The organism is Deltaproteobacteria bacterium (assembly GCA_009930495.1).
In the GTDB taxonomy this organism is placed as follows: Bacteria; Desulfobacterota; Desulfovibrionia; order Desulfovibrionales; family Desulfomicrobiaceae; genus Desulfomicrobium.
The window spans coordinates 1-25,456 of record RZYB01000020.1; the positions used below are offsets into that span (position 1 = coordinate 1).

The 25,456-nt window shown below is 61.7% G+C and carries 25 protein-coding genes and 1 pseudogene; 17 read left to right on the forward strand and 9 right to left on the reverse strand.

All coding sequences use genetic code 11. The features are described from left to right. Positions 1–921 (forward strand): 4-coumarate--CoA ligase (locus EOL86_03485; protein ID NCD24643.1); only part of this gene is annotated, 921 nt, incomplete at its 5' end. A 67-nt stretch (positions 922–988) separates the two neighbouring features. On the opposite strand, the gene EOL86_03490 is transcribed toward EOL86_03485, so the two are convergent. From EOL86_03490 to EOL86_03505, 4 genes are all read right to left on the reverse strand, one after another. Beyond that, positions 989–2,023: a radical SAM protein gene (locus EOL86_03490; protein ID NCD24644.1), complete on the reverse strand. Its 1,035-nt coding sequence runs from the start codon at positions 2,021–2,023 to the stop codon at positions 989–991. 76 nt (positions 2,024–2,099) lie between these two features. Next, positions 2,100–3,743, reverse strand: coding sequence for a GTPase HflX (gene hflX, locus EOL86_03495; protein ID NCD24645.1), 1,644 nt, complete (start codon positions 3,741–3,743; stop codon positions 2,100–2,102). Positions 3,744–3,771: 28 nt separating this feature from the next. Next, entirely contained in the window at positions 3,772–4,365 is a 594-nt protein-coding gene (locus tag EOL86_03500) for an IMP cyclohydrolase (protein ID NCD24646.1), read from the reverse strand. Between the two features lie 123 nt (positions 4,366–4,488). Beyond that, positions 4,489–5,046 carry a tetratricopeptide repeat protein gene (locus EOL86_03505; GenBank protein ID NCD24647.1) on the reverse strand — a complete coding sequence of 186 codons (558 nt, stop codon included), beginning with the start codon at positions 5,044–5,046 and terminating at the stop codon, positions 4,489–4,491. Between the two features lie 255 nt (positions 5,047–5,301). Between EOL86_03505 and flgB the strand changes: the two genes are divergently transcribed. From flgB to EOL86_03540, 7 genes are read left to right on the forward strand one after another with little or no spacing between them, the layout of a single operon-like run. Next, positions 5,302–5,712 carry a flagellar basal body rod protein FlgB gene (gene flgB, locus EOL86_03510; GenBank protein NCD24648.1) on the forward strand — a complete coding sequence of 137 codons (411 nt, stop codon included), beginning with the start codon at positions 5,302–5,304 and terminating at the stop codon, positions 5,710–5,712. Beyond that, positions 5,712–6,149, forward strand: a complete 438-nt coding sequence (flgC, locus tag EOL86_03515) for a flagellar basal body rod protein FlgC (protein ID NCD24649.1) — start codon at positions 5,712–5,714, stop codon at positions 6,147–6,149. The genes flgB and flgC overlap by 1 nt, the downstream gene beginning before the upstream one ends. A gap of 11 nt (positions 6,150–6,160) precedes the next feature. Then, positions 6,161–6,484, forward strand: coding sequence for a flagellar hook-basal body complex protein FliE (gene fliE / locus EOL86_03520; GenBank protein NCD24650.1), 324 nt, complete (start codon positions 6,161–6,163; stop codon positions 6,482–6,484). A gap of 39 nt (positions 6,485–6,523) precedes the next feature. After that, on the forward strand, positions 6,524–8,140 hold the full coding sequence (fliF, locus tag EOL86_03525; GenBank protein ID NCD24651.1) for a flagellar M-ring protein FliF: 1,617 nt from the start codon (positions 6,524–6,526) through the stop codon (positions 8,138–8,140). Then, complete coding sequence (gene fliG, locus EOL86_03530; protein ID NCD24652.1) at positions 8,141–9,148, forward strand: flagellar motor switch protein FliG; 1,008 nt, start codon at positions 8,141–8,143, stop codon at positions 9,146–9,148. It abuts the gene before it with no gap. Then, positions 9,141–9,836: a hypothetical protein gene (locus EOL86_03535; protein ID NCD24653.1), complete on the forward strand. Its 696-nt coding sequence runs from the start codon at positions 9,141–9,143 to the stop codon at positions 9,834–9,836. The genes fliG and EOL86_03535 overlap by 8 nt, the downstream gene beginning before the upstream one ends. Before the next feature lie 38 nt (positions 9,837–9,874). Further along, positions 9,875–11,179, forward strand: coding sequence for a FliI/YscN family ATPase (locus EOL86_03540; protein NCD24654.1), 1,305 nt, complete (start codon positions 9,875–9,877; stop codon positions 11,177–11,179). Here the strand turns inward: EOL86_03540 and EOL86_03545 are convergent. Both EOL86_03545 and rfaE2 read right to left on the reverse strand, forming a co-directional pair. Next, entirely contained in the window at positions 11,176–12,960 is a 1,785-nt protein-coding gene (locus tag EOL86_03545) for a type II/IV secretion system protein (protein ID NCD24655.1), read from the reverse strand. The two genes, EOL86_03540 and EOL86_03545, sit on opposite strands and share 4 nt — an antisense overlap. After that, positions 12,953–13,444, reverse strand: coding sequence for a D-glycero-beta-D-manno-heptose 1-phosphate adenylyltransferase (rfaE2, locus tag EOL86_03550; protein NCD24656.1), 492 nt, complete (start codon positions 13,442–13,444; stop codon positions 12,953–12,955). The genes EOL86_03545 and rfaE2 overlap by 8 nt, the downstream gene beginning before the upstream one ends. A gap of 75 nt (positions 13,445–13,519) precedes the next feature. Here rfaE2 and EOL86_03555 point away from each other — a divergent pair. From EOL86_03555 to EOL86_03580, 6 genes and pseudogenes are all read left to right on the forward strand, one after another. Continuing rightward, positions 13,520–14,197: pseudogene (locus EOL86_03555) on the forward strand (hypothetical protein). A 144-nt stretch (positions 14,198–14,341) separates the two neighbouring features. Further along, on the forward strand, positions 14,342–14,893 hold the full coding sequence (locus EOL86_03560) for a hypothetical protein (GenBank protein ID NCD24657.1): 552 nt from the start codon (positions 14,342–14,344) through the stop codon (positions 14,891–14,893). Continuing rightward, the gene (coaBC, locus tag EOL86_03565) at positions 14,890–16,122 is read left to right on the forward strand and encodes a bifunctional phosphopantothenoylcysteine decarboxylase/phosphopantothenate--cysteine ligase CoaBC (GenBank protein ID NCD24658.1); all 1,233 of its coding nucleotides are present in this window, start codon (positions 14,890–14,892) and stop codon (positions 16,120–16,122) included. The genes EOL86_03560 and coaBC overlap by 4 nt, the downstream gene beginning before the upstream one ends. Next, the gene (locus EOL86_03570; GenBank protein ID NCD24659.1) at positions 16,077–16,694 is read left to right on the forward strand and encodes a hypothetical protein; all 618 of its coding nucleotides are present in this window, start codon (positions 16,077–16,079) and stop codon (positions 16,692–16,694) included. The genes coaBC and EOL86_03570 overlap by 46 nt, the downstream gene beginning before the upstream one ends. Before the next feature lie 119 nt (positions 16,695–16,813). Beyond that, complete coding sequence (locus EOL86_03575; protein ID NCD24660.1) at positions 16,814–17,821, forward strand: NAD-dependent epimerase; 1,008 nt, start codon at positions 16,814–16,816, stop codon at positions 17,819–17,821. 36 nt (positions 17,822–17,857) lie between these two features. Next, positions 17,858–18,646 carry a ParA family protein gene (locus EOL86_03580; protein NCD24661.1) on the forward strand — a complete coding sequence of 263 codons (789 nt, stop codon included), beginning with the start codon at positions 17,858–17,860 and terminating at the stop codon, positions 18,644–18,646. Here the strand turns inward: EOL86_03580 and EOL86_03585 are convergent. Beyond that, the gene (locus EOL86_03585) at positions 18,622–19,032 is read right to left on the reverse strand and encodes a hypothetical protein (GenBank protein NCD24662.1); all 411 of its coding nucleotides are present in this window, start codon (positions 19,030–19,032) and stop codon (positions 18,622–18,624) included. The two genes, EOL86_03580 and EOL86_03585, sit on opposite strands and share 25 nt — an antisense overlap. A 53-nt stretch (positions 19,033–19,085) precedes the next feature. On the opposite strand from EOL86_03585, the gene EOL86_03590 reads away from it, so the two are divergent. Together EOL86_03590 and EOL86_03595 are read left to right on the forward strand one after the other, a co-directional pair. Further along, the gene (locus EOL86_03590; protein ID NCD24663.1) at positions 19,086–19,976 is read left to right on the forward strand and encodes a ParB/RepB/Spo0J family partition protein; all 891 of its coding nucleotides are present in this window, start codon (positions 19,086–19,088) and stop codon (positions 19,974–19,976) included. Further along, complete coding sequence (locus EOL86_03595) at positions 19,973–20,971, forward strand: D-glycero-beta-D-manno-heptose-7-phosphate kinase (GenBank protein NCD24664.1); 999 nt, start codon at positions 19,973–19,975, stop codon at positions 20,969–20,971. The genes EOL86_03590 and EOL86_03595 overlap by 4 nt, the downstream gene beginning before the upstream one ends. Before the next feature lie 16 nt (positions 20,972–20,987). On the opposite strand, the gene EOL86_03600 is transcribed toward EOL86_03595, so the two are convergent. After that, positions 20,988–21,536 (reverse strand): type I restriction endonuclease subunit R, encoded by a 549-nt coding sequence (locus EOL86_03600; protein ID NCD24665.1) that lies wholly within the window; start codon positions 21,534–21,536, stop codon positions 20,988–20,990. 122 nt (positions 21,537–21,658) lie between these two features. Here EOL86_03600 and EOL86_03605 point away from each other — a divergent pair, with 122 nt between their 5' ends. Further along, positions 21,659–23,089, forward strand: a complete 1,431-nt coding sequence (locus EOL86_03605; GenBank protein ID NCD24666.1) for a DNA-binding protein — start codon at positions 21,659–21,661, stop codon at positions 23,087–23,089. Here the strand turns inward: EOL86_03605 and EOL86_03610 are convergent. Further along, positions 23,086–25,456 (reverse strand): HD domain-containing protein (locus EOL86_03610; GenBank protein NCD24667.1); only part of this gene is annotated, 2,371 nt, incomplete at its 5' end. The two genes, EOL86_03605 and EOL86_03610, sit on opposite strands and share 4 nt — an antisense overlap.

Genomic DNA, 25,456 nt, shown 5'->3' on the forward strand with positions numbered 1-25,456 from the left:
ACCGAAATCGTTTTCATGACCTCCGGCAGCACCGGGGTTCCGGTCCCATGTCGCCAGAAGACGGCCCTGCTTGAGCAGGAAATCATGGCCCAAGCGGACATCCATGCCGGTTGCCGACGCATCGTCGCCCTGGTTCCGCGCCACCACATCTACGGCTTCCTGTTCACCATCCTCCTACCCAAGGTCTTGAACACCCCGGTGCTGGAGTTGGCGCCCGTGCCCGCGGCCATCTCCACGGCGGGACTCGGACCCGGCGACCTTGTCGTGGCCTTTCCTCTGTTCTGGAAGTCCCTGGCCGACCTGGGCCGCCCCCTGCCCGGCGGTCTCCAGGGCGTGACCTCGACCGGCCCCTGCCCGGCCGACAGCATCCACGCCCTGCTGGATCTCGGACTCACGCGCATGACCGAAGTCTATGGTTCGTCCGAAACCGGCGGCCTCGGCTGCCGCCATCGGCCGACCGACGCCTACACCCTGTTTCCTTTCTGGCAACCGGAAATCTCCGCCGACGGCCAGCCCTCCGCCCTGCGGCGTCGCATGCCCGAAGGCGGCACCACCGGCCCGTATCCGCTGCCCGACGTCGTCGAATGGGAGGACACCCGCCACTTCCGGCCGGTCAGAAGAACGGACAAGGCCGTGCAGGTGGCGGGCGTGAATGTCCACCCGGACAAAATCGCGGCCCTGCTGCGAACGCATCCCCTCGTGCGGGACTGCGCGGTCCGCCTCATGCGACCCGAGGAAGGGCAGCGCCTGAAGGCTTTTGTCGTCGGGCGCGACGGGACGGACCCGGCCGCCTTGCGTCGGGAACTGAAAGCCTGGGCCGGGGATCGTTTGTCGGCAGCGGAACTTCCCAGATCCTGGACCCTTGGGCCAGCGCTGCCGGTCAACAGCCTGGGCAAGGCCTCGGATTGGGATGTGGAGTAAGGGAGGGGGAGACGAAACGCCGAATCGACGGGATTTTCGGCGACGCGCAGCGCGGGAGGAGGACGTTCTAGATGCGCCAACACAGCGGATCGGCCGCGAGATAGTCGCCGGTGGCCTGGTATGCCATGCCCCGACAACCGTAACACTCCGATTTCAAATCACAGCTGGCGCATGCGCCCTTGATGGTAGCGCGGATATCACGCAAATCGCGGATGACGGGGCTTGAGCTCAAAATTTCCGCGAGCGGTGCAGTCCGGAGATTGCCCACGGGAAGATTGACGCCAGGGCAGGGATAGATGTCACCCGTGACGCTGACCGTGCAGGAATATTCGTGCCGGTCACAGCAAAACGCGGCCACGGCGGGATGAGGCTCCCAGGTGTACCCGAAATGTTCGGCGTCGATACGACATAACCGCTCAAAGACGCGGCGCAACTCTTGCGGCGTGAGTTCGAGATCCGGATGGCGCCGCGCCCGCCCCTGCAGCGTGAGTATTTCAAAATACGGGGTGATATTCCGCTCACGCAGCCAAGTCCACATCGCGGGGAGTTCGTCGTAATTGTGACGGCACATGACGGTCTGGGCCCCGAGCGGCAAACCGTCAGCCGGATACCCGGCCACCAACAGGGCGTCGAGCCCCCGACGGATTTTCGCGAAGGCGCCTTTCCGCCCGGCCAGGACATCCTGAACCCCCGGGCGCAGACTATTCATTTTGATGACGGGCCGAACGCCAAGCTCCTTGAACTTTCGCGCCAATTCAGGCGTGATGCGCATCCCGTTCGTGAACAGCTCGATCTCAACCTTTTTGGCGCGCAGGTAGGCCAACACGTCGAGGACGCGCGGATAGCACAAAGGCTCCCCGCCCCCCAAAACGACAATTTTACGCGCCCCCAGGGCAACCGCTTGATCGATGGCCGAGATGATTTCCTCATGACTCAGCTCGCCGGCAAGCGCGTCTCCCGAATCTGCGTAGCAATAGATGCAACGCAAATTGCATTCCCTGGAAAGCTCCAGCTCCATGCTGAGCAATCCATTATTCCGCCTTGCGGTATCAATGTCTTCCCTGCTGAACGCAAAACCCCAGCCAGGATGATCTTTCTTCATTTTTATCTCTAAAAAACATGTCCACAGTTGCAAGAAACACCTGGCAACTGGGGTGTTCCGATTTGGCTTTGGCCTCTTACGTCGGAGTATTGTCGGAGAAAAAGAACCCGGTGATGCGCGTCACCAATGGCGCCAGACTCGGCCGGTCAATCGCCGAGATGAACACAGCGTCCGGATAGACAAAGGCCAGGCGCTCGCGTTCCTCGACGCTGATGCGATCGACCTTGTTCAGGGCCAGGATGCGCGGGATGGTGTCGATGGACAGGTCGCGCAGGATGGATTCCACGGCTTCGAGCTGGGCGTCCATTTCCGGATGGGAGGCGTCGGCCACATGCACGAGCACGTCGGCGTTTTCCAGCTCCTCCAGCGTGGCCATGAAGGCCTCGCGCAGGTCCGCCGGCAGGTGGCGGATGAAGCCGACGGTGTCGGTCAGGATGAGTTCCCGATCCTCGGGGAAACGCAGGCGGCGGCTGGTCGGATCCAGGGTGGCGAAGAGCTTGTTGGCGGCCAGAACGCCGCTCTGGGTCAGGGTGTTGAGGAGCGTCGATTTTCCGGCATTGGTGTAGCCCACCAGGGAGACGATGGGCAGCCCGGCCTTGTCGCGGCGGCCGCGCGTGGCGGTACGGTGCTTGCGCACGTTGCCGAGTTCGGTCTTGAGCTGGCTCAAGCGGTCGCGGATCTTGCGCCGATCCATTTCCAGACGCGTCTCGCCCGGACCGCGACCGCCAATGCCGCCGGTCAGGCGGCTCAGGGCCCGGTTCTGGCCAACCAGACGCGGCATCATATACTTGAGCTGGGCCATTTCCACCTGGAGTTTGCCCTCGCGGGTCTGGGCGTGCTGGGCAAAGATATCCAGAATGAGCTGGGTGCGGTCCAAAACCTTGCGCTCGGTCAGCTGGCTCAAATTACGCTGTTGGGTGGGCGTGAGCTCCTGATCGAAAACCAGGGTCGCCGCGTTCTTCTGCAGGGCCAGCACTTCCAGCTCGGCCAGCTTGCCCCTGCCCAAAATGAGCTTGGGATTAACCTGGCCGACCCGCTGCACCACGGTTCCGGCCACATCCAATCCAGCCGTGGCCGCCAATTCGGCCAGCTCGGCCAGGGATCGCTCCTGCACGTTTTTAGGCTGGGACCCGACACTGACCAGAATGGCCGCGCCCTCGCGGGCCGAAGCCGCCACGGTCTGCCCGGTGCGGGCCAGCTCGTCTTCCAGGGCCACGACCGAGGCTCCGAAATCAAAATCCACCTCGTCCCAAATCATGGCCGGATGCACCGTGTACGGCTTTTCGTCGGCATTGGGCGGCAGCAGATGGGCGATCTGGCAGGTGCGCGGCTGACCGTCGGGCGCGACCGTCAGCACACAGACCGCGTCCAGACGCAGAAAGACCATGTCCATGAGATCTTCCTGGGTCAGCAGCGCCCCGTCGAGATGGGTATGGAGCAACCGCAGGCCGGACAGACGCGAATCCGCCTGACGGTGCCGCGACAATTCGGGGATGAAGATGCCGTCGGGCTCGCCGACAAGGACCATGACCGGCACGCCCTTGCGGTTGATGAGCACGCCGATCTGCCGGTTCACGCCCCGGCTCAGGATGGCCAGCTCCTTGGCCTGGTCCGGCGTGAAGCCGCCCTGATCGGGAAAACGCCGGTTATACAGGCGGGAAATGGCCGAGACTTGGCTGGGCTTGAGGCCCGTCAGATTGCCGAGAGGTTTGGATGCGATGGCTGGGCTCCGTGGCGGGCCGCTCCTGTCAGGAGCGGCTCAGGTAATCGGTGATCATGCGGTCGTAGGCGGACGTCAGGGCAAAGGTGGCCACGGCCATGCGCTTGCGGAAGGCCAGGGACAGGCAGCCGCCATTGGCCCGCATTTCGGCCATGCACTCGGCGTAGTGGGATGGATCGGGGATAACGGCCACGGAATGGAAATTCTTGGCCGAGGCGCGGAGCATGGTCGGGCCGCCGATGTCGATCTGTTCCACGGCCTGCTTGTCTTCCAGGGTCTGGCGGACCGCTTCGGCGAAATTGTAAAGATTGACGCAGATCAGATCAAACGGCGCCAGATGCAGGTCCTTGAGGGTCTGCATGTGGGTGGGGTCGTCCTTGTCGGCCAGGATGCCGGCATGGACATGGGGATGCAGGGTCTTGACCCGGCCACCCAGAATTTCCGGGAATCCGGTCACATCGCTGACGGATCGAACCTTGAGGCCGGACTGCACGAGCTTTTTCCTGGTCCCGCCCGTGGACACCAGTTCCACGCCCGTTTCCTGTAAAAACCGAGCGAACTCCTCCAGATTGGACTTATCCGTGACGCTCAGGATGGCCCGGCGAATTGGCAGCATTTCCATGATATATCCCTCCCGAAAAAAATATTCGCCGTGCACTGCCAGCTTTGACCCGGCTTGGCAAGGGAACGATCCACCAGGTGCGCCGCCTGGCGGATCGTTCGGAGGATGGACCGGACGCGAAACTTACAGCTGCGCCAAAAGCTCCTTGGCCGGACCGTAGGCGGGATCGCGCTCCAGCAGAATTTCCGCGTGTGCCCGCGCTTCCTGGGCGCGACCGCTGGCCAGGAGACATCCGGCCAGGGCATAGCGCACCTCGCTCTTTTCCGGATGCACATCCAGATACCGCGTCAAGGGCTCCACCGCGTCGGCCGTGCGGCCAAGGACATGGGCGGTCTGCACCAGTCCGAACAGGGCGATCAGGTTCTCGGGCTTGAGCGCCAGGGCCTGGGAATAGAGATCGAACGCGTGGGCGCTGTCGCCCTGCTGCATGGCGATCAGCGCCATGCCGGCCAGGGACTTGTGCGAAGAGGAAATCCGTTCCGCCTTTTCATACAGGGCCATGGCCTGTCCCAAATCCCCACGCTGGACGGCGATGGTGGCCAGACCCAGATATGGATCGGGATGCACGCCGTTGCTGCTGGCGGCCTTCTGGTAATAGCTCTCGGCCTTTTCCAATTCGCCCATGAAAAGATAGCATTCCCCAAGTTCCTTGTTGATTTCGTAATCGAGATGCGAGCTCATGGTTCATCCTCCACATGTATTTTCGAGTGGGACCTTTTTCCCACCCGCCCAGCTTTAAGCAACTCCGATGCCAACAAAACTAAAAGACCCCGCGCCGCTTGCGGATTTTTTTCGATTTGTTCTATTTTCTCGAAATCACAATCAAAACGCATTTTCACAAAAAACTGGAATGGTCATTGCTTAGACCCTTACGCCGTCCCCGCGAGCACGCCCTGCTCGGTTCGCTCAAACCCTCGGACGGCAAGGATAAATGCGATGAAAAGCCTGTTCTCCAGCCATATCGATCTCACGGCCAAGGTCATGGACTTCCAGCTTCAGCGTCAAAATGTTGTCAGCTCCAATTTGGCCAATCTCAATACCCCCGGCTACAAGGCCCGCCGCCTGGAATTTGAAAAGGACCTCCAGGCGGCCCTGAATCTGTCCGAATCCGGCGCCGTGGCCCGGACTCATCCCAGGCACATGCCGCACGATTTTTCCCCGGACGCCACCGAGGCCTCCCTGAGCAAGGACTTTGCCCCGCGTGTGGTTCCCGGCGTGGACAACGTGGATCTGGACACGGAAATGGCCATCATGGCCAAGAATAACCTGATGTACAACGCCCTGAGCACCGTCATGGCGAAGAATTTCACCGGCCTGAAGCAAATCATTCAGGATGGAGGCAAATAATGGACTTCATGACCGCCATCGACATCGGCGCCTCCGGCCTCAAGGCCGAGCGCACCCATCTCAATGTCATTTCCATGAACCTGGCCAACGCCAAGACCACCCGCACCGCCAGCGGGGGGCCGTATCGGCGCAAGGACGTCATCTTCAAGGAAGCGGACGTGGAAACGCCCTTTTCCAAGGCCATGCAGACGGCCCATGACCGCGAGATGAAGGGCGTCCGGGCCGAATCCATCCGCAACGACAACCGTCCGCTGAAGCGCGTCTACGAGCCCAATCATCCGGACGCGGACGAAGAGGGCTACGTCAGTTATCCGGACATCAACGTGGTCGAGGAAATGACCAACATGCTCTCGGCCATGCGCGCCTACGAGGCCAATGTCTCGACCATCACCACGTCCAAGAGCATGTTCACCAAGGCTCTTGAAATCGGCAGATAAGGAGTTTCGCCATGACCATTTCGCCCATCGCCCTCAAGGCCTACTCGGCCGCCGCGGAATTCCAGAAAGGCGGGTCCGGACTCGGAACCGCGAAGACAGGCACCGAACGGGCCACGCAGTCCTTTGCCCAGACCATCGAGGACTCCCTGGCCACGGTCAACGAGATGCAAATCGAAAATGGCAAAATGATCGAGGAGTTCGCCTCGGGCAAGACCCAAAACGTGCACGAACTGATGATCACCCTGCAAAAGGCCGGACTGGCCATGGATATGACCTCGGCCGTGCGCAACAAGGTCATGAACGCCTACCAGGAACTCATGCGCATCCAGTTCTAGGCCTGAGTTGATCGATCCCCTATTCCGCGAGGTACCGCCATGCCCCCCTTCCTGACGACAACCCTGGACAAGGCCACTGAATTCTGGGCCAACCGCAGTTCGGCCCAACGCATCATGATGGGCGGCCTTCTGGCCGTCATGGTGGCCATCTTTTTCGGCCTGGTGTTCTGGCTGAACAAGGAAGACTACCGCGTTCTCTACAGCCAGCTGTACCAGGAAGACGCCGCCAGCGTCGTCGATTTGCTGCAGAAGGAAAAAATACCCTATCAAATTGCCGATTCCGGTTCCGGAACGAGCATCCTCGTGCCGGCGGAGCAGGTTCACGAAGTCCGGCTCAAACTCGCGGGCGAGGGCACCCTGCACGGCCAGGGCATCGGATTTGAAATTTTCGACAGCAACGCCATCGGCCAGACCAATTTCGTCCAGGACATCAATTACCAGCGCGCCCTGCAGGGCGAGCTGTCCAGAACGATCACGGAGCTGCCCGAGGTCGAAAGCGCCCGCGTCCATCTGGTTCTGCCCAACAAGAGCCTGTTCATCGAGGAGCAGGCGCCGCCCTCGGCGGCCATCATGCTGACCCTGAAAAGCGGTCGATCCCTGACCTCGCAACAGGTCCAGGCCATCGTCAACCTTGTCTCCACGAGCGTCGAGGGCTTGACGTCCGAGCACATCACCGTGGCCGACAACCGGGGCAAGGTTCTCTACGAGCCCAAGGCCAACGCCGAACTGGGCGGCCTGTCCTCGACCCAGATGGAATACCAGCAGACGATGCAACGCAATCTGGAACAGCGCGTCGAGCAGCTCCTGCTGCCCATTGTCGGGCCGGGCCGGGTTATCGCCAGGGTCAACGCCGATCTGGATTTCAACCGGACCACCATCCGCAAGGAAATTTACGATCCCAAGTCCGCGGTGGTCCGCAGCGAGGTCAAGAGCGAGGAGGAAAACAGGGGCTCGGCCAATGTCGACGGCGGTCCGCCAGACCCCCGCTATCAGGGTGAAAACGACAATGCCCTGGCCTCGGGCACGTCCCAGGAAAGCACCCGGACGACCGCGACCACGAATTTCGACATCAACAAGGAAGAACAGCAGATCGTCGCCCAAATCGGGGCCATCAAACGCCTGAGTGTTGCCGTCCTGGTCGATGGCAAGTATACGAAGCAGGCCGACGGCAGCTCGGTCTTCGAGCCCCTGACCGAAGAGGAACTGACCCAGATCCGGCAGCTGACCCAACGCGCGGTGGGCTTCGACGACACCCGTGGCGACGCCATCGAGGTCTCCTCCGTGTCTTTCGGCGACCCGGGCCTCGAAGCGCAGGTGCCGCTTTTGGATGTCACCTCCAGGTATTTCCATCTGTTGGGCAAGCCCCTGCTGAATACCCTGGTCATCCTCCTCTTCCTGATCTTCGTTATCCGTCCGCTGGTTTTGGCCATGATCAAACCCAAGGTCACGGAAGCAACGGCGCAGAGCGCCCAGGAACTGGACGCGGCCCAGGAGCGCATGGCCCTGACCGAGGGCATGAGCGCGGAAGATCTCGAAGCCATGGACGCGGTCAAGCGAATCGAAAACGCCAAATTCCTGGCACAGCAACTCGTGGAGCAGAACATGGATCAAGCCATCATGATCATGCGGCAATGGTTGACCGAGGGAGAAGCCTAGGTGGCGACAGGCGCCAAGCTGACCGGCCCCCAGAAAACAGCCATCCTGGTGCTGGCCCTGGGCGAAGCCTTCGCGGCCGATGTCTTCAAGAAGCTCGACCGGGCCGAAATCACCGCCATTTCCCGGGCCATGGCCAAGCTGGACAGCGTGGACAAGGAACAGGCCGAGGAAGTGCTGCGCGAATTCAACCAGGCCATGACCATCGGCAAGGAAATGCTCTACGGCGGCCCGGAACAGGTCCGCAAGGTGATTTCCGCCAGCCTGGATTCGGACACCGCCCGCTATATCCTGGAAGAGCTGGACTTCGCCACCGGCCCCCAGCCCTTCAAGGAACTGGGCAACGTCAGTCCCAAGATTCTGGCCCAGATCCTGCGCAACGAGCATCCCCAGACCCTGGCCCTGATCCTGGGGCACCTGCCCCCCGACAACGCCGGCAACCTCATCCAGCAACTTGGTCCCGGTGTCCGGGCCGAGGTTCTGGTCCGCCTGGCCAAGCTCGAAGCCGTTCCCGAGGAAATGCTGATGGAGGTGGACCGCGTGCTGCAAAGCCAGCTCATCGCCATCGGCGGCAAGGAAGGCAAAAAGGTCGGCGGCGTCGGCTCGGTGGCCGAAATCCTCAACGCCATCGACCGGGCCACGGAAGAGGAAATCATGGCCGACATCGAGGAAGAAAGCGCGCAGCTGGCCGACGAGATCAAGCAGCTCATGTTCGTCTTCGAGGACATCATGAAACTCGACGACAAGGGCATCCGCGAGGTCTTGAAAGAAATCAGCAACGAGGACCTGACCCTGGCCCTGAAGGCCGCGCCCGAGGAATTGCGCGAAAAGTTCTTCAAGAACCTGTCGGAACGCGCCGGCAACATGATCCGCGAGGATCTGGAAATCATGGGACCGGTCAAGCTGTCCGAAGTGGAAGCGGCGCAGCAGGGCATCGTCAAGCAGGTCCGCCGACTGGAAGCCGAGGGACGTATCGTCATCGCGGGCAGCGGAGGCGAGGTCCTTGTCTAGCCCCACCCAAGCCCCTGGCCGGGTCATCCTGGGCCTTCACGGAGATTTCAGCCCGTCCGCCCGACCGGACACGCCGCTTTGGAACGACGAAACAGAGGCCCGCTACATGGATCAAGTTCGCGAACGCGCTCAGCTCATGGCCAAGGACATCCTGGCCTCGGCCTTGGCCGAGGCCGACCAAATCCGACAGGCCGCGCGCCAGGAAGGCCTCAAGGACGCCCAAACCGAGATCAGCGCCGGGATAGCCCAGGAAAAAGCCAGGATCGGCGCCCTGCTGTCCGGCCTGGAAGCCAGCCTCGCGGCCGAGAAAGAGCGTCTGTACAAAACCCACGAACACACCCTGTTCGCCATTCTGCGCCTGGCCTTCGAAAAAACCCTGGGCATCGTCCTCGACGCCCACCGCGAGCAGATTCTTGGCGGTCTCCTGGAAGAAGCCGTGGCCCATCTGCACGCCACGTCCACCGTCACCGTCCTTGTCGCGCCCCAGGACGCGGAACTGGCCAAGGAGCAGCTCGCGGCCCTCAAGGCCGCGTCGTCCCAGCTTCCCGAGCTGGTTCTGAAAGTTTCCCCGGAACTGGCTCCGGGCGGAGTCCGGCTGGAATGCGGCGAGGGCGTGGTCGATAACGCCATCGCCACGCGCCTCGACCAGGTCCGCGCCGCCCTGGACGCGGGCACGGATCAGGCGTGACCCCGGACCTGGACGGCATCCTGAACCTGCTCCGGGACATGGACCCGGTCCAGGCCTATGGCACGGTGACCAAGGTCATCGGTCTGGTGGCCGAGGGGCGGGGTATCAAGGCGCCCCTGGGTTCGACCTGCGAACTCATTCCCGACGCCCGGTCCTCCCACATCATCCAAGCCGAGGTGGTCGGCTTCCGGGACGATGTGGTCCTGCTCATGCCGTACGGCGAAATGCGCGGCATCAGTCCGGGCAGCCTGATCCGCAACACGAGCACGCCGCCTCTTTTTCCCGTGGGCAACCGGTATCTGGGGCAGTCCATCGACGCCTTTGGCCGCCCCCTGAAACCGGGCATCCGCCTCATTCCCGGCCGTTTCAACCCACTCTACGCCGATCCGCCCAATCCCCTGACCCGGCCGCGCATTTCCGAGCCCCTCGATGTCGGGGTGCGGGCCATCAACGGCCTGCTGACCCTGGGCAAGGGGCAGCGCGTCGGCATCATGGCCGGTTCCGGCGTCGGCAAGAGCACCCTCATGGGCATGATGGCCAGATACACGGCCGCTGACATCAACGTCATCGGACTGATCGGTGAACGCGGTCGGGAAGTTATCGAATTCATGGAAAAAGATCTTGGCCCCGAAGGGCTGGCCCGCTCCGTGCTGATCGTGGCCACCTCGGATCAGGGCCCGTTGGTGCGCATGCGCGCCGCCTACGCGGCCACGGCCATGGCTGAATTTTTCCGCGACCAGGGCAAGGACGTGCTGCTCATGATGGATTCGGTGACCCGTTTCGCCATGGCCGCGCGCGAGGTCGGGCTGGCCGCCGGCGAGCCGCCGACCACGCGCGGCTATACGCCAACGGTTTTTTCGCACCTGCCCCGCCTGCTGGAACGGGCCGGGCGCTCGGCCACGGGCAGCATCACCGGGATCTACACGGTGCTGGTCGAGGGCGACGATTTCAACGAACCCGTGGCCGACGCGGTCCGCTCCATCCTGGACGGACACATCGTCCTGACCCGCGACCTGGCCGACCAGGGACATTACCCGTCCATCGACGTCCTCAAGAGCGTCAGCCGCTTGAGCTCCGATGTCTGCCCCGCGCCGGTGCGCGAATCCGCCCGCGTTCTGATCCGGCTTTTGGCCACGTACAACCGGGTCGAGGACATGGTGAATATCGGCGCCTACACCAGGGGCAACAATCCGGAAATCGACCAGGCCCTGGACATGATCAATCCCATCCGTGTTTTTTTGCAACAACGCGTCGAGGAACCCGCCTCCCTGGATCAAACCTTCGCCGCCCTGCAAAAGCTTTTCCCGCCACCCAAGGGCAAGGCCTCGGTCACGCCGCGCTAATCGATCGAGCCGCCGGCCACGCGCAGCACTTCCTCGAACGTGGTCACGCCACGCACCACCCTGTCCATGCCGTCCTCGAACAGCGACGCCACCTTTTTGCTCCGGACCAGGGCCCGCAGATCCGCCAGGTCGATGTTGCGGCGCACGGCTTCCTTGATTTCGGTGTCAAAGGGAAGAATCTCGAAAATCCCGGTCCGTCCGTAAAACCCGGTCTGACGGCAATGTTCGCACCCCAGCCCCTTCCAAAGCTTTTGTCCGGGTTTGATGAAATCACCTCCCCCCAGGGCCGCCAGCTGCTCGTAATCCGGCGTGTACTGGGCCTTGCAATGGGGGCAGATGGTCCGCACCAGACGCTGGGCGATGCAGCCGATGACCGAGGCGTTGATGAGATAGGCGTCCAGGCCCAGGTCAAGCAACCGGGTCAGGGCCGAGCTGGCGTCGTTGGTATGCAGGGTGGAAAACACGATGTGCCCGGTCAACGCCGCCTGCACGGCCTGTTCGGCCGTCTCCAGGTCGCGCATCTCGCCGATCATGATGATGTCTGGATCCTGACGCAGAATGTGGCGCAGCATCTGGCCAAAGGTGACTCCGATCTTGCTCTGGATGCCGATCTGATTGAAATCGTCGACCACCATTTCGATGGGGTCCTCCAGGGTGACGACATTGACGCGGGGATTGGCCAGAACCTTCAGCGTCGAATACAGCGAGGTCGATTTGCCGCTGCCCGTGGGGCCGGTGACCAGGATCAGGCCGTAGGTGCTGTGCAAAAACTTCTGGAAAACGGCGTATTGCTCCGGCCGCATGCCGAGCTCTTCCAGGTTTTTGAGCGTCGTGTCGCTGGAAAGCAGGCGCATGACCATCTTCTCGCCAAAGGCGACAGGAATGGTCGAAACGCGCACGTCCGTGGGCGTGCCCGCCAGAACCAGCTGCACGCGGCCGTCCTGGGGCCGGCGCCGCTCGGAAATGTCCAGACGGCTCATGCCCTTGATGCGGTTGATCATGGCCAGATGCACGGTCATGGGGAGGCGGTGCAGATCATGCAGGATGCCGTCGATGCGGAACCGGACCAGGGCGTGGTCGCGCTTGGGCTCCATGTGGATGTCACTGGCCCGCTCGCGCAGGGCCGAACGCAACAGGTAATCCACGGCCTTGATGATGTGCTTGTGCGAGGTCGGGTCCGATTTTTCCTCGACCTTGACCCGTGCCTCGAGATTGCCCAGCTCGTTGGAGGACATGAACTCGATTTCCGCCGCCTGGATGGCCGTGCGGAACTGATAAAAATCGTCGACAAGGCGCTCGATGTCCTGGCGCGTGCCGAGAAAAACCTTGTACGGCAAGGCACTGACCCGTTCCATGTCGTGCCAGAGTTCGGGGCGGAACGGATTGTGGACCACGAGCTCCAACTCGCCGTCGCGGATCATGATCGGCACAAGCGTGTTCTTGCGCGCGAAGCTCTCGGAGATGGTCTTGGTGGTCACGTCCATGTCCAGGTCAAAGGGATCGACCTTCCGAAACTCCACGCCCTCGCGCCGGCCCACGGCCTTGAGGATGACATCCTCGGTGATGCGGCTCTCGGCCTGCCCCTCTTCCCGAGGCGGCCGGCGGATATTGAAACGAATCAGATAATCCAGGCCGTCCGGGCTGTCCAAGTCCAGACTGCTCTTGCGGGCATGGTCGGCGATGATCGCGGACTGGCTGGGGGTGATCTCGCCCTCGCTGACCAGGACGTCCAGCAGATAGGCCAGGGAGTAGACGATCCGACGGGAAAAGGGATTACTCATGGGTCCGGACCACTCCATGCAACGTCAGTATCCGTTCGATGATGGCCGTTGTCGAATGGCCGGGCAACAGCGGCAGGGACAGGACACGGCCACCCCGGGCCTCGACCAGGTCGCGGCCGACAATCTTGTCCACGCTCCAGTCTCCGCCCTTGACCAGCACGTCGGGACGCACCTTTCGGATCAGTTCCAAGGGCGTGTCCTCGTCAAAAACGACCACATGATCGACGCATTCCAGGGCGGCCAGGACCAGGGCCCGACTGGCCTGATCGTTCACGGGGCGGCCTGGCCCCTTGAGGCGAGTCACCGAGGCGTCGCTGTTGAGGCCCACCACCAGGCGCGAGCCCAGGGCCCGGGCCCGGGCCAGATAATCCACATGGCCGGGGTGCAGAATGTCGAAACAGCCATTGGTGAACACTACCGTGTCCAGGCCGGACCGCGACATGGCCAGATTTTCCGCGTCCGTGATCTTTACTCGTGCTTGCATCGTGCCCGCTTGCGTTTGACGTGTTCATGGACGTGCCGTACATGGACACCAGTTTATTTCCATCCAGGGAGTGTCATGTCCAAAAGCTGGTTGCTTTCCAAGCAGGAATCCTTTGTCCGCGATGTAATCCGTGACTTCTGCCAAATCGCCAACGCCCTGGAGGGTCATTTCACGGAATTCGATGCATCCGGCACGGTCAGCTTCCATTTTTTCGACGATCTGCTCGGCCGCCAAAACAGCAAGGGCTTGCTGTGGCGTCTCAAGGACACGGCCCACCTGCTTTTCCGAAACGAAACCAGAACCCGTCACGCGGTACTGGGCGAATATCTGGACTGGGCCCTGGGATACATCTTCCACGAATGCATCAAACTCAAGGAAGACGCCTACCAGCAGATGAATTACAAGCCCCGGTTCAAAAACCTCCAGGCCAATCCGGGGCTCAGTCCCGAGGAGCAGCACATCGGGTCCGAGCTCTACGCCGTCATTGAACAGACCAACGAAAGCATTGAACGCGAAGTGCGCCGGGTGCGCTTCATTCTCTTTCACTGCAAGCGCATGTTCATTCTATACCTTCCCCTACACCATGAAAACCCCTTGCTGGCGCGCTTTCTCCATGCCCAGCGCGACGTGGTGCGGCGGGTTTTCAGGGGTTCCTTCGACGAGCTGATCGAATCGATCTACACGGACGGAACCGCCCGCATGTATGTGCTGGCCGCGCAGTCGTTCGAACAGGGAGGATGGCTCGAGGAAGCCCGCGACGCCTTGCGCATGGCCGACCAGGCCCGCGCCCGCGAGGAAAAAAAACTTGAAATCGGGCCTGGAGATGCTAATTTTTCCAAAGAGGGACAGCCCGTCCTTTTGTAACTCTCCAACGACATACCGCAAAGGAAGACCCGCATGCGCTATCTGAAATGTGCCGTTTTGTTTCTGTTGCTGTCCTCATGGGGTTGCGCCAACCTCATGCCCGGATCATCGCAAGATCCAGCAGCCCCGTCCGAGCCCCCTGTTCAATCCAGCTTTTACTATGATTTCAGCGATATCCGTGTTCCAGCCGAAATGGAACTCCAGACGGACAAATCGACCATCACCCCCACGGACCAAGGCAAGATCGGCGTGATGAAATTCAAGGGCCGGGTCGAACCCATCTCCTTGTTTGATTTTTTTTCCAATACCATGCCCAAGGACGGCTGGACCATGCTGACCTACCAGAAGTATCAGCGCTATCTGCTGGTCTTCACCAAGGAAAACCGCGTGACCGTCATCACCATCGCCGAGGACCCGATCTATTACACCAATCTTGAAGTCTGGGTTTCCTACCGCGTCCCCGCTGGCTCCGCGCCGGCGTACTCCACCGGCGCCCAGCCCGTTGACACCTATCCCTATTCCGGGACTCCGGCCGGCTCCTCCTCGGGCGCCCCGCTTGATTCCGAACGGACGCTGTCACAGTGATCCCCGAGCACTACTTCTTCGACACGTTTCACGGGAAACGTATCCAGCTCGGAGTGACCGGCTCCGTGGCCGCCTACAAGGCCCTGGAATTGACCAGGGCCTTTTCGCGTCTGCACATCCAGGTCGGAACGACCTTGACCGCCTCGGCCCAAAATTTCGTCACGCCATTGTCGTTCTCCGCCCTGGGCGCCGATCCGCTCCATACCGGTCTGTTCACCGACGGCGCCAACTATGACCACCTGGAGCCCGGATGCGCCGACGCGTTTGTCGTGGCCCCGGCCACGGCCAACATGCTGGCCAAAATGGCCCACGGCATCGCGGACGACATCCTGAGTTGCCAGCTCCTGGCCTTTGCCGGCCCGATCCTGGCCGCTCCAGCCATGAACCCACGCATGTGGGGCAATCCCGCCACCCAGGACAACGTCCGCGTCCTCCTCGAACGGGGCATCCGTCTCGTCGGGCCGGTATGCGGGACAGTCGCCTGCGGCGACACGGGGTCGGGCCGCCTGGCCGATCTCGATGAAATTTTCATCCACGCCCTGGCCTCCCTGGCCCCCCAGGATCTGGCCGGGCAACGCATCATGGTCACCCTCGGCCCGACCAGGGAATACTTCGACAAGGCCCGGTTCTGGTCCAACCCCTCCACCGGCCGCATGGGCGCCAGCCTGGCCATCGGCGCGGCGCTGCGTGGCGCCCAGGTCACGGCCATCCACGGCCCCATCGCCCTGAAACTGCCGGCCATGATCAAGACCATACCCGTGGTTTCGGCCCGGGACATGTTCACCGCGGCCAGCGACCTTTTTCCATCCCAGGACGTCGGTTGCTTCACGGCGGCCGTGGCCGACTTCCGCCCCCCTGCCTGTGATCGGGGCAAATTCAAAAAAAATGCCCAGGACCTAACCCTGCGGTTTGAATCGAATCCGGACATTCTGGCCACGCTGAGTCGCGACAAGGCCGCGAACCAGCAAACCATTGGCTTCGCGGCCGAAGCCGAGGATCTGGTCCAGAACGCGACCCGCAAACTGGACAAAAAACAGCTTGATCTGCTCGTCGCCAATCCCATAGATGAATCTGGCGCGGGCTTTGCCTCGTCCACCAACCGGGTTTTTGTCCTTGATCGTTGGGGACGCCAGGAATGGTGGCCAGTCCTGCCCAAGCCTGAAATCGCATGGAGGATCTGGGATTGGATCTTGCTGAACACGCCCTCTCGGAAAACAACCGTATCCTGAAACGCCTTGGCGTCACCCATCTGTGGCGCGTAGATCCCGGTGACGACGGAATCGCCACGCCGCCACCATCGGCCAAAATCGAAACCAGGGCCGAGACTGTCCACGACGCCCCTCCGGTCGTGCCACCGACCCCAGCCCTCCCACCGGTGTTGCGGGCACTGTTTCACGGGAAACAGGCACCGATCACGACACTGTGGACCTACGCCGAACTCTACGCGGATCTCCAAGCCCTCAACGCTCCGGTCCGTCTTGAACTTTTCCGAAAAATCCAAGACGCGGCCCGCGCCCAAGGCGGCTGGACGGATTCGGAAATCTGCGTCTGGCCGGCCACGGGCAGGGAGCGGATTCTTGAAACGGGGTTGGAAATCTTTCAGCCCCGCCTGATCCTGGTCTTCGGGGCCGCGACCGGACTCGGCGACCCAGCGGCCCTGGACACGCTTACGTCACGGAGCATCACCGTGAAGGTTCTCCCAAGCCTGGACGCCATGATCGCCGGCGACCACGCCGCCAAAAGCAGTGCCTGGGATTTCCTGAAAAGCGCCCCCGCCACGTTCCGCCTCCCGCGACGCTGATCCCCGAAAAACCGCGACGCGCTCACGCCCGCCGGCCAAGGAGCGCGGAATTGCGGGTTGCCCCCGTATCGGCCTTGGGCTAGGGACTCCTCAACGTTTTGATTCACACGGAGCAGTTCATGAAAATTCTGATCACGGGCGCGGCCGGCTTCATCGGCTTTCATCTGGCGCGACGCTTTCTACGGACGGACGCGCAGGTTTTCGGGCTGGACAACCTCAACGACTACTATTCCGTCGAACTCAAAAAGGATCGTTTGCAACTCCTTGAAAAGGAGAAGCATTTCCATTTCGAACCCATTGATTTGGCCGATCACGCACGGCTGGACGAATATTTCGCGGCCCATGGCTTCACCCATGTCGTCAATCTCGCGGCCCAGGCCGGGGTGCGGTATTCGCTGCTCAATCCCAAATCCTATATCGATTCAAACATTGTCGGCTTCGCCAACCTGCTGGAATGCTGCCGCCACCACGGCACCAAGCATCTTGTGTACGCGTCATCCAGCTCCGTCTACGGGCTGAACACGAACATGCCCTTTTCCGTCCATGACAACGTGGACCATCCCATCAGCCTGTACGCGGCCAGCAAAAAATCCAACGAACTCATGGCGCATACCTACAGCTACCTGTACCAGCTCCCGACCACTGGCTTGCGCTTTTTCACGGTCTATGGACCGTGGGGACGGCCGGACATGGCCCTGTTCCTGTTCACCCAGGCCATCCGCGACAACAAACCGATCAACATCTTCAATCACGGAAAAATGCGTCGGGATTTCACGTATATCGATGACATTGTCGAAGGCGTGGTCCGCGTGGTGCACCACATCCCCAGCCCCAATCCCAAATGGGACGGCAACGCGCCCGATCCCGGATCCTCACCGGCGCCGTACCGCCTCTACAACATCGGCAACAACAACACCGTCGAGCTGGAACGATTCATCACGGTGCTGGAGCAGGCACTGGGCAAAAAAGCCCAGCGTTGCTACATGGACCTGCAGCCCGGCGACGTGCCGGCCACCTATGCCAACGTTGACGATCTGGTCCGCGACGTGGGCTTCAAGCCATCGACAAGCATCGAAACGGGCATTGAACGTTTCATCGCATGGTACGCGGACTATTACGGCCTCTAGTTTCCCGTGAAACTTTCCTGACACAAGGAGCGCAACGTGGCCCAGACTCTTGTTTTGGCGAATCAAAAGGGCGGTGTCGGCAAAACGACCACGACCGTGAACCTGGCCGCGTCCCTGGCGGCCATGGAACAACGGGTCCTCGTCATTGACTGCGATCCGCAGGCCAATGCATCGAGCGGCCTGGGCGTGGATGTCGGCAGCCTGAAAAAATCCGTGTACCAGGCGCTGTTTACCCCGGAAAAGGCGCGGGCCATTATCCGTGGAACGGACATGGAATATCTTCGGATTCTGCCGTCGACCCCGGACCTGGTCGGAGCGGAAATAGAGCTCAACGACGCGCCCAACCGGGAATTCATCCTGCGCGCCATCGTCGACACGGTGACCGACGAATACGACTACATCCTCATCGACTGCCCCCCGTCCCTGGGACTGATCACCATCAACGCCCTGAGCGCGGCCAAATGGCTTCTGGTTCCGTTGCAGTGTGAATATTACGCCCTGGAAGGCATCGCCCATCTCATGAAAACCCACGCCCTGATCCAGGAACGGCTCAACCCGAACCTGGAAATCCTGGGCATTTTGCTGACCATGTTCGACAAACGAAACAAGCTCTCCTTCATGGTCGAACGTGAAGTCCGGGACCATTTCGGAGAGCTTGTCTTCGCCACCACCATCCCCAGGAATGTCCGTCTCTCGGAAGCGCCTAGCCACGGCTTGCCGGCCATTCTGTACGATATCCGATCCCTGGGAACCCAGTCCTACATCACCCTGGCGCAGGAACTGATGGAGAATACTCGCCTTCAGCCGCAGGTACAGGAGGCGTGAGGGGCGCAGGTCACCGTCACCTTGTCCTTGAAATGGCGCTTGGTGATCCGGGATTTGCAGTTTTGACACTGGAACGCGAGCAGCCCCCCCATGTTGGCGGCCCGAAGCATGAATTTACGCGGCTCGTCCTCCCGCCAGTTGGCCGTGGACGCACCGCACACCTCGCAAACCACATCCGTGGGCAGCTCGTAGCGAAGGTCCCAGTACTTTTCGAGCAAGGCATAATCGGCCATGGGCTCGACGATGACAGACTCCGTGGGGCACAACCTTTCCAGCACGCCAAGAACATGCTGGCACACATGGCCCCACAATTCCTCGTCGAGCACGACGCCCCGAGGCCGGCCCTGGGCATCCACGAGATAGCTGATCGCTGTATTCGTATCCATGATTACTCCCTTGGTTGGATTGCACAAAACGGTTCAAACAAAACGAGACTGACATGACCATGAAAAAACGAGGACTTGGACGGGGCCTTGATGTACTCATCAAAAGCCGCGTTGTCGAACCCGAGCCCGATGCCGAAATTGTCACGCTGGACATCGACGCCCTGAGCCCCAATGCCCATCAGCCGCGTCACCATTTCGACGAAACGGCCCTGGAAGAATTGGCGGCGTCCATCAAGGCCCAGGGACTGATCCAGCCCGTGCTGGTCCGTCCCATGGAAACAGCCGGGAGCTACGAAATCGTGGCCGGGGAGCGACGTTGGCGGGCTAGCCGCATGGCCGGCCTGACCCGCATCGAATGCATCGTGCGCCCCATGGACGACCGCGAAAGCATGGCCATCGCCCTGATCGAAAATTTGCAGCGCGAGGACCTCAATCCCATGGAGGAAGCGCGGGCCCTGGGGCTGATCAAGGAGCATTTTCAGATCACCCAGGAGGATCTGGCCGATAAGATTGGCAAAAGCCGGCCCGCCGTGACCAATTGCCTGCGTCTGCTCAGACTGCCGGACACCGTGCAGGCCCGGCTCGAATCGGGCATTCTGACCGCCGGGCACGCCCGGGCCCTGCTCGCCATCGAGGACCCCAAGGCCATGGAATTTCTCGCCGGCATGGTCCAAACCAAGGAACTCACGGTGCGCGCCACCGAAGACCTGGTCAAGAAATTCAAGCATAACCAACAGGCCGCCCCGGACAAAACTCCGAAAAAGAAACACCTTCCCTCGGATCTACAGGGACTGAGCCAGAACCTGGGCCAACGCTATCCATTCAAGATCGATTGCGCCGGCACCGAGAACAAGGGCCGGATCGTGCTCAGCTACGCCACGGCCGAAGAACGGGAGCACATCGCCGCCCTGCTCGGGCGTCTGGCCACGGAGGAACCGGCATGAACCTCGCCTTCAACGCCTCGCGCATGATCGGCGCCAAGGTGCTCATCATCGGCGACATCATGCTCGACCAATACCAACGCGGCGTCGTGGAACGCATCTCCCCAGAAGCGCCGGTGCCCATCGTCAAGGTCACGGACCAGGAATTCAAGATCGGCGGCGCCGGAAACGTGGCCCAGAACATCGCCATGCTCGGCGGCAAGGCCACCTTGATCAGCGTTTGCGGCCAGGACCTGTATGGCCAGAACCTCGCCCGCATCTGCGCCGATCTCGACGTGGACGCCAGGTTGCTCATGTCCACGGCCAGGGAAACAACGCTCAAGACTCGAATCATGGCCGCGCATCAGCAAATGCTGCGCGTGGACCTAGAAACAGCAACGCCGTTCGATGACGCGGAATTCCGCGATCTGACCGAGGCCGTGGACGCCTGCCTGCCGGAATTCGATGTCGTGGTCCTGTCCGACTACGGCAAGGGCGTCATTTCCCCGGAATTTCTGAAGTGGTTCGGACCAAGGATCAAAGCCGGTCAAAAGGTCGTGCTCGATCCCAAGACCTGCAATTTCCCCTTCTATTCCGGCCTGTACTGCATGACGCCAAACACCAAGGAAGCCTCCGAGGGCGCCGAGATGCCCGTCAAGAACAAAAACGACATCATTGAGGTCGGCATCAAGATCCTGCGCGAACGCGCCCTGCAAACCCTGGTCATCACCCTGGGGAGCGACGGCATGGCCGTGTTTTTGCCCGGGCATGGAATTTTTCACCTTCCGACCATGGCCCGCGATGTTTTCGACGTCACCGGCGCCGGCGATACGGTCATCGGCGTCGTGTCCCTGGGCCTGAGCGCGGGACTGGACCTTCTGACCTCATGCATGATCGCCAACTGCGCGGCCGGGGTGGTCGTCGGCCAGGTCGGCGCCGTGGGTATCACCCAGGAGGACCTGACCGAGGCCCTGGGCGTGGGGGCCATGGTCCATCACGAAAAATGGGCCGACCTCTAAAGGCCGGCCCACCGCTTCACGCGTCACAGTCCCCACCACAACAGGGCCCGGCAAGGCCGGAATACGCGAGGAGAATCCGTCGTTCGCCGCGTATCCGCGCCTCGGACAGGACAGCCACCGGATGCGCCCTGGCCAGGGGTTCCAAATCCGGCCATCGCGGCACACCGCTGAATCCATCGCCGACGCTGTCCCCCGATTGCGTGGCCACGACCACGATATCCATGGAATCCGTCACCGCGACCAGGGGAAAGGGCTCGGGCAGATGGATCCTGGCCGCGGCCGTGGCCTGACGCACGAAGGAGCCAATCTCCCCCGGACAAAAGAACAGCGCCAGCAAAGGCCGTCCCTCCTCGGAAAAAACCGCGATATCAATGACGGCGGAATGCGCCTCGCCATTCACCTCGTAGGCGATCTCATGCTTGGGACGCACGCGGCTCTTGGGATAATCCTTGTCCTCGACCAGCATCCGGGCCAAGCCCTGTCGTAAATCCTCGTAGGTGGTTTCCGGGATTGCGTCCCCGGAAATATAGTCGGTGATCATCCGGTTCAAACTGACTTCGTGCATGGTGCCTCCTTGCTTGTTCGCGCCTGATAATTCCTGGGGAAGCAAGTGCAAGACGCCAGGCCCGATTGACCGAAAACCGGCGATGGGCTAGCCAGAAGGCAACCCCATCAACAGGGCGGCGCATGAACGATCTTTTCCTCATCAAATGCATCTACCACATCCACGACGGTCTCTGTAACGGCCTGACCAAATTTTCCGGGCCCAGCCGGGCCGCCCTCGTCTATTGCGTTTCGGACACCACCCCCCTGCGCGTCCACGACCCCCAGGACTTGTTGCGCGGTCACGAACCCCGGCTCCAGGAACTGTATCTCCGGGACCAACGCTGGCGACACTGCACCGGCATGGAACTCCGCGAGGACGTGGTACGCTGTGGCAACCTGGAGCTCTCGGGCCTGATCTCCTTTGGTGGACGATCGACGAACCTCGCCTACCAAATGTGGTTCACGGAACAACACCGCGACATGTGCTCCACCGGGCCGACGGAACGCTGGCTGGAACACGCCTGCCGGCTCATGTCCCAGGATATGGGCACCGCCTCTCCCCTGGATCTGGGCACATCCAGCTACGTGCTGCAGGATTTCGCCACCCACGCCGTGCGCGACCACATCATCGATGTCCGCAACCTGAGCGTCGGTCTGGACACCCAACTGCGTATCTACCCCATTCTGGAGGCCATCCAAGGCATTTCCAAGACCCAGGAAGAAGGCTGCTGGCCCTGGGGCGATCTGATCTTCGTCGAGCCCGCCCACGCCCGCCTCGTGCACTACTTGGCGACATTCGGCGCCTTTGAGCGCCCGGCCATGAAGGATATCAAGCATATCCGCAAACTTCTCCAGGCCGTGGAGGCCAACCGGCACAAGCTGGTCAGCGACGGGCACCAGATCATCGGCATCGGCACGGGTCGCATGCCGGATTTCTCGGTGGTGGCGGAATTTCGAGGCCGGCACGGGTTCATTCAGGTCCAGGACGAGGCGGTTTGCAGTTTCGCCGATGGCGGCTTCCACTCCTCCAACCGGAAACCCAATCTGGTCCAGCTGGAAGAAATCCTGCTCGAGCTCAAGATAGACAGCAATCGCATCTATGCGATCATGAAGGTGGTCACGGCCCTGGTGTCCAGCGCCCAGGAACGCAAGCATGGCTGCGCCCTGGTCCTGGATCATGGATGCCCCCTGGCCAGCATCTCCGGCCAGCATCTGAATGACCCCCTGGATCTGCGGCGCCTCGTGGACCTGGACCTGGCCAAATCCCTGGCCAAGGTCGATGGCGCCCTGCATATCGACATGATGTACTTGAAGCTCCACGCTTTCGCGGCCCTGCTCGACGGCCGGGCCGTGGCCGGCGAGAACCGGGCCCGCGGGGCGCGATTCAATTCCGCGCTCCGGTTCACGGCCGATCATGATCAGGTCATCCTGGTCGTGGTCAGCGCGGACCGCCCCATTTCCATCATCCAGCATGGCACGGAATTGACGGCCCACTGCGAATGGACTCCCAAATACCGATGCCTGACCGTCCCGCCCACGCTCGAAGATTGGCTGATCGAGTCCACGGCCTAGGCATACAGGCTGCACAGCAGCAGGCGCAGACAGGCTTCCAGCCGGGAGAGTTCCCCATCGGGAATCTTCTCGCCGTTGTGGCGGACATGGAAGGTATCCATGGCCTTGTCGGCCTGGGTCGCGATCCGGGCCAGGATCACATCGACGCCCAACCGGTACAGGGCCAGGGAGACCGTGGCCAAAAGTCCGCCCGCATCGGGAGCCCGCACGGTCAAGACGGTGTGAAAATCCGAGAAATTGTTGTCGGCGCGGACCGAAACCAGCTCTTCATCCGCCGCGAAGCCCTTTTTGTGACGGGTGGTGACACCGGCCTGAAACGTGTCCAGGCCGGATTCATCCTCCAGAAGACCAACCAGAGTCTTCCTGACCCGATCAAAGGCGTGGTCCGCGTAGAGCATGTCGGCCGGCTCCCCCACCCAGAGGACATCGACCACGGTTCCATCGTCCCAGGTACACAGCTCGGCCGACCAGATGGCCAAGCCATGACGGTGCAGGGCCACGCAGGCGCGGGCGAAAAATCCGGCGCGGTCGCGGCCGATCAGGGTCAGCTGGAACGAGCGGGACAGGGGCTCGTGCTCATGGGTCATCACAAACGGCGCCCCAGCCGCGCGAAAATCACGCACCAGATCGATGTGGGCCATGATCCGGCTGTCCGGAGTCTGGAGCAGATACCGGGCGGGCATGACCATCAACACTCGTTCAAAATCCCGCCCGGTCCAGCCCTCGGGCCGGGCACGCCGCAACGCATCGCGGACTCTGGCCAGACGACTGGCGCTGTGTTCCCCGGACAGAAACGATTCCAAGATGTTGCGGGTTTTGAAGTACAATTCACGGAGCAGGTTGCATATCCACGGAGTCCAGGCCTTGGGGCCCGTGGCCCTGGAATCGGCCACGGTCAGAAGCGTCAGCAAATCCAGCCGGGCGACAGAGCCGACAGTTTGGGCCAAGCCCACGATCACGCCTTCCTCGCCCAGATCGCGCCGGGTCGCGGTGTGGACCAAAAGCAAATGATGCCGGATTAAAAATTCGGCCGTATCCACGGTCTTGGGGTCCCGGCCGAGACGCGTCATAATTTCGCGGCCTAGCACGGCGCCACGCAGGGAATGGTCCTCCTCGCCCTTGCCGATATCATGGAGCAGCGCCGCCCAGCGCAGACCCGGCTCGAAACGGACGGGGGCCAGATACTCACCCAAAAATTCATCGTCGGGGAGAACGTGATCCACCTGGCGCACGGTTTCCAAAAGGTGCGCGGCAACTGGCCGGAGATGGTAGGCGTCGTATTGCACGACGTAGGCGACGCGGCCAAACTCGGGCACGAAGGCACTCAAGAATCCGGTCTCGAACATCTGCTCCAGGGCCTGGGCCGCGCCATGGGCGCGCAAGACGGTCTCGAACTTATCGGCATGGTCCCTCCGCCATCCTTGGGGGTAGAGGGAAATCCCGGCCTGGATGGTCCGCCGCGCCTCCCAGCCCAGGGGCGAGCCGGTCTGGACACTGTGGCGAAAAAGCTCGAGCACAAACCCCGGATCGGCGGACAGGGCCGAAAAATCGAGCCCATCCGAAAATCGCTCCCCATGAACACCAGCCTTGCCCAAACGGGCCCTGGCCAGAGTCAGACGGCTTAAAAGCTGGATGTCGGCCATGGCGCGGTGCAGTCGTGAAAGAAATCGCTCCACCCCACGTACCGAGGATTGCTCTCCAAAGCCCATGCGGGCGGCAAGATCCGGTTGCACGTCCAGGTGCAGGACATCGTTCTTCCGGGTTCCAAGCTGATGCAGACAAACACGGACCGAGGACAAAAAGGACCGGTGCCGGTGCAAGGCCCGTTTTTCGTCGGCCGTGAGAAATGACTCATGCCCGGAGTCGGTCAGGGCGAAAACACGGTCCAACCAGGCAATGGTCTGGGCATCGCGCAGGCAACCCCGGCCCTCCTTGAGATGGGGCGCGATAAAATGAACATCGCTGGCGCGCTGGCGGCTCTCCAGGCGTTGCCCGAGCCATTCCACCAGCCGGGAGCGCTCCGGGACAAGGACGGACGCGGTCATGGTGGCCATGAAGGCGCGAAACGCGGACACCGGGCCAAACACAAGCCGGGCGTCAAGCAGGGCGCAGGCCACCTCGAAATCGCGCCGGGCCAGGCTCGCTGTTTCGGCCTGGGTGCGAATGCCGTGGCCAAGTTCAAACCCCGCGTCCCAAAGCGGCAAGAAAAGAGCCCGGGCCATGTCCTCGGGGTCGGGCCCGCCGGCGTCCGGCATGGACACCAGCACATCGATATCGGAGTGGGGAAAAAGCTCGCCCCGCCCATAGCCGCCAACGGCCAGAATCAGGACCGGCGAAGGGGACGCGGCCAGATTGCGGGCGACGGAA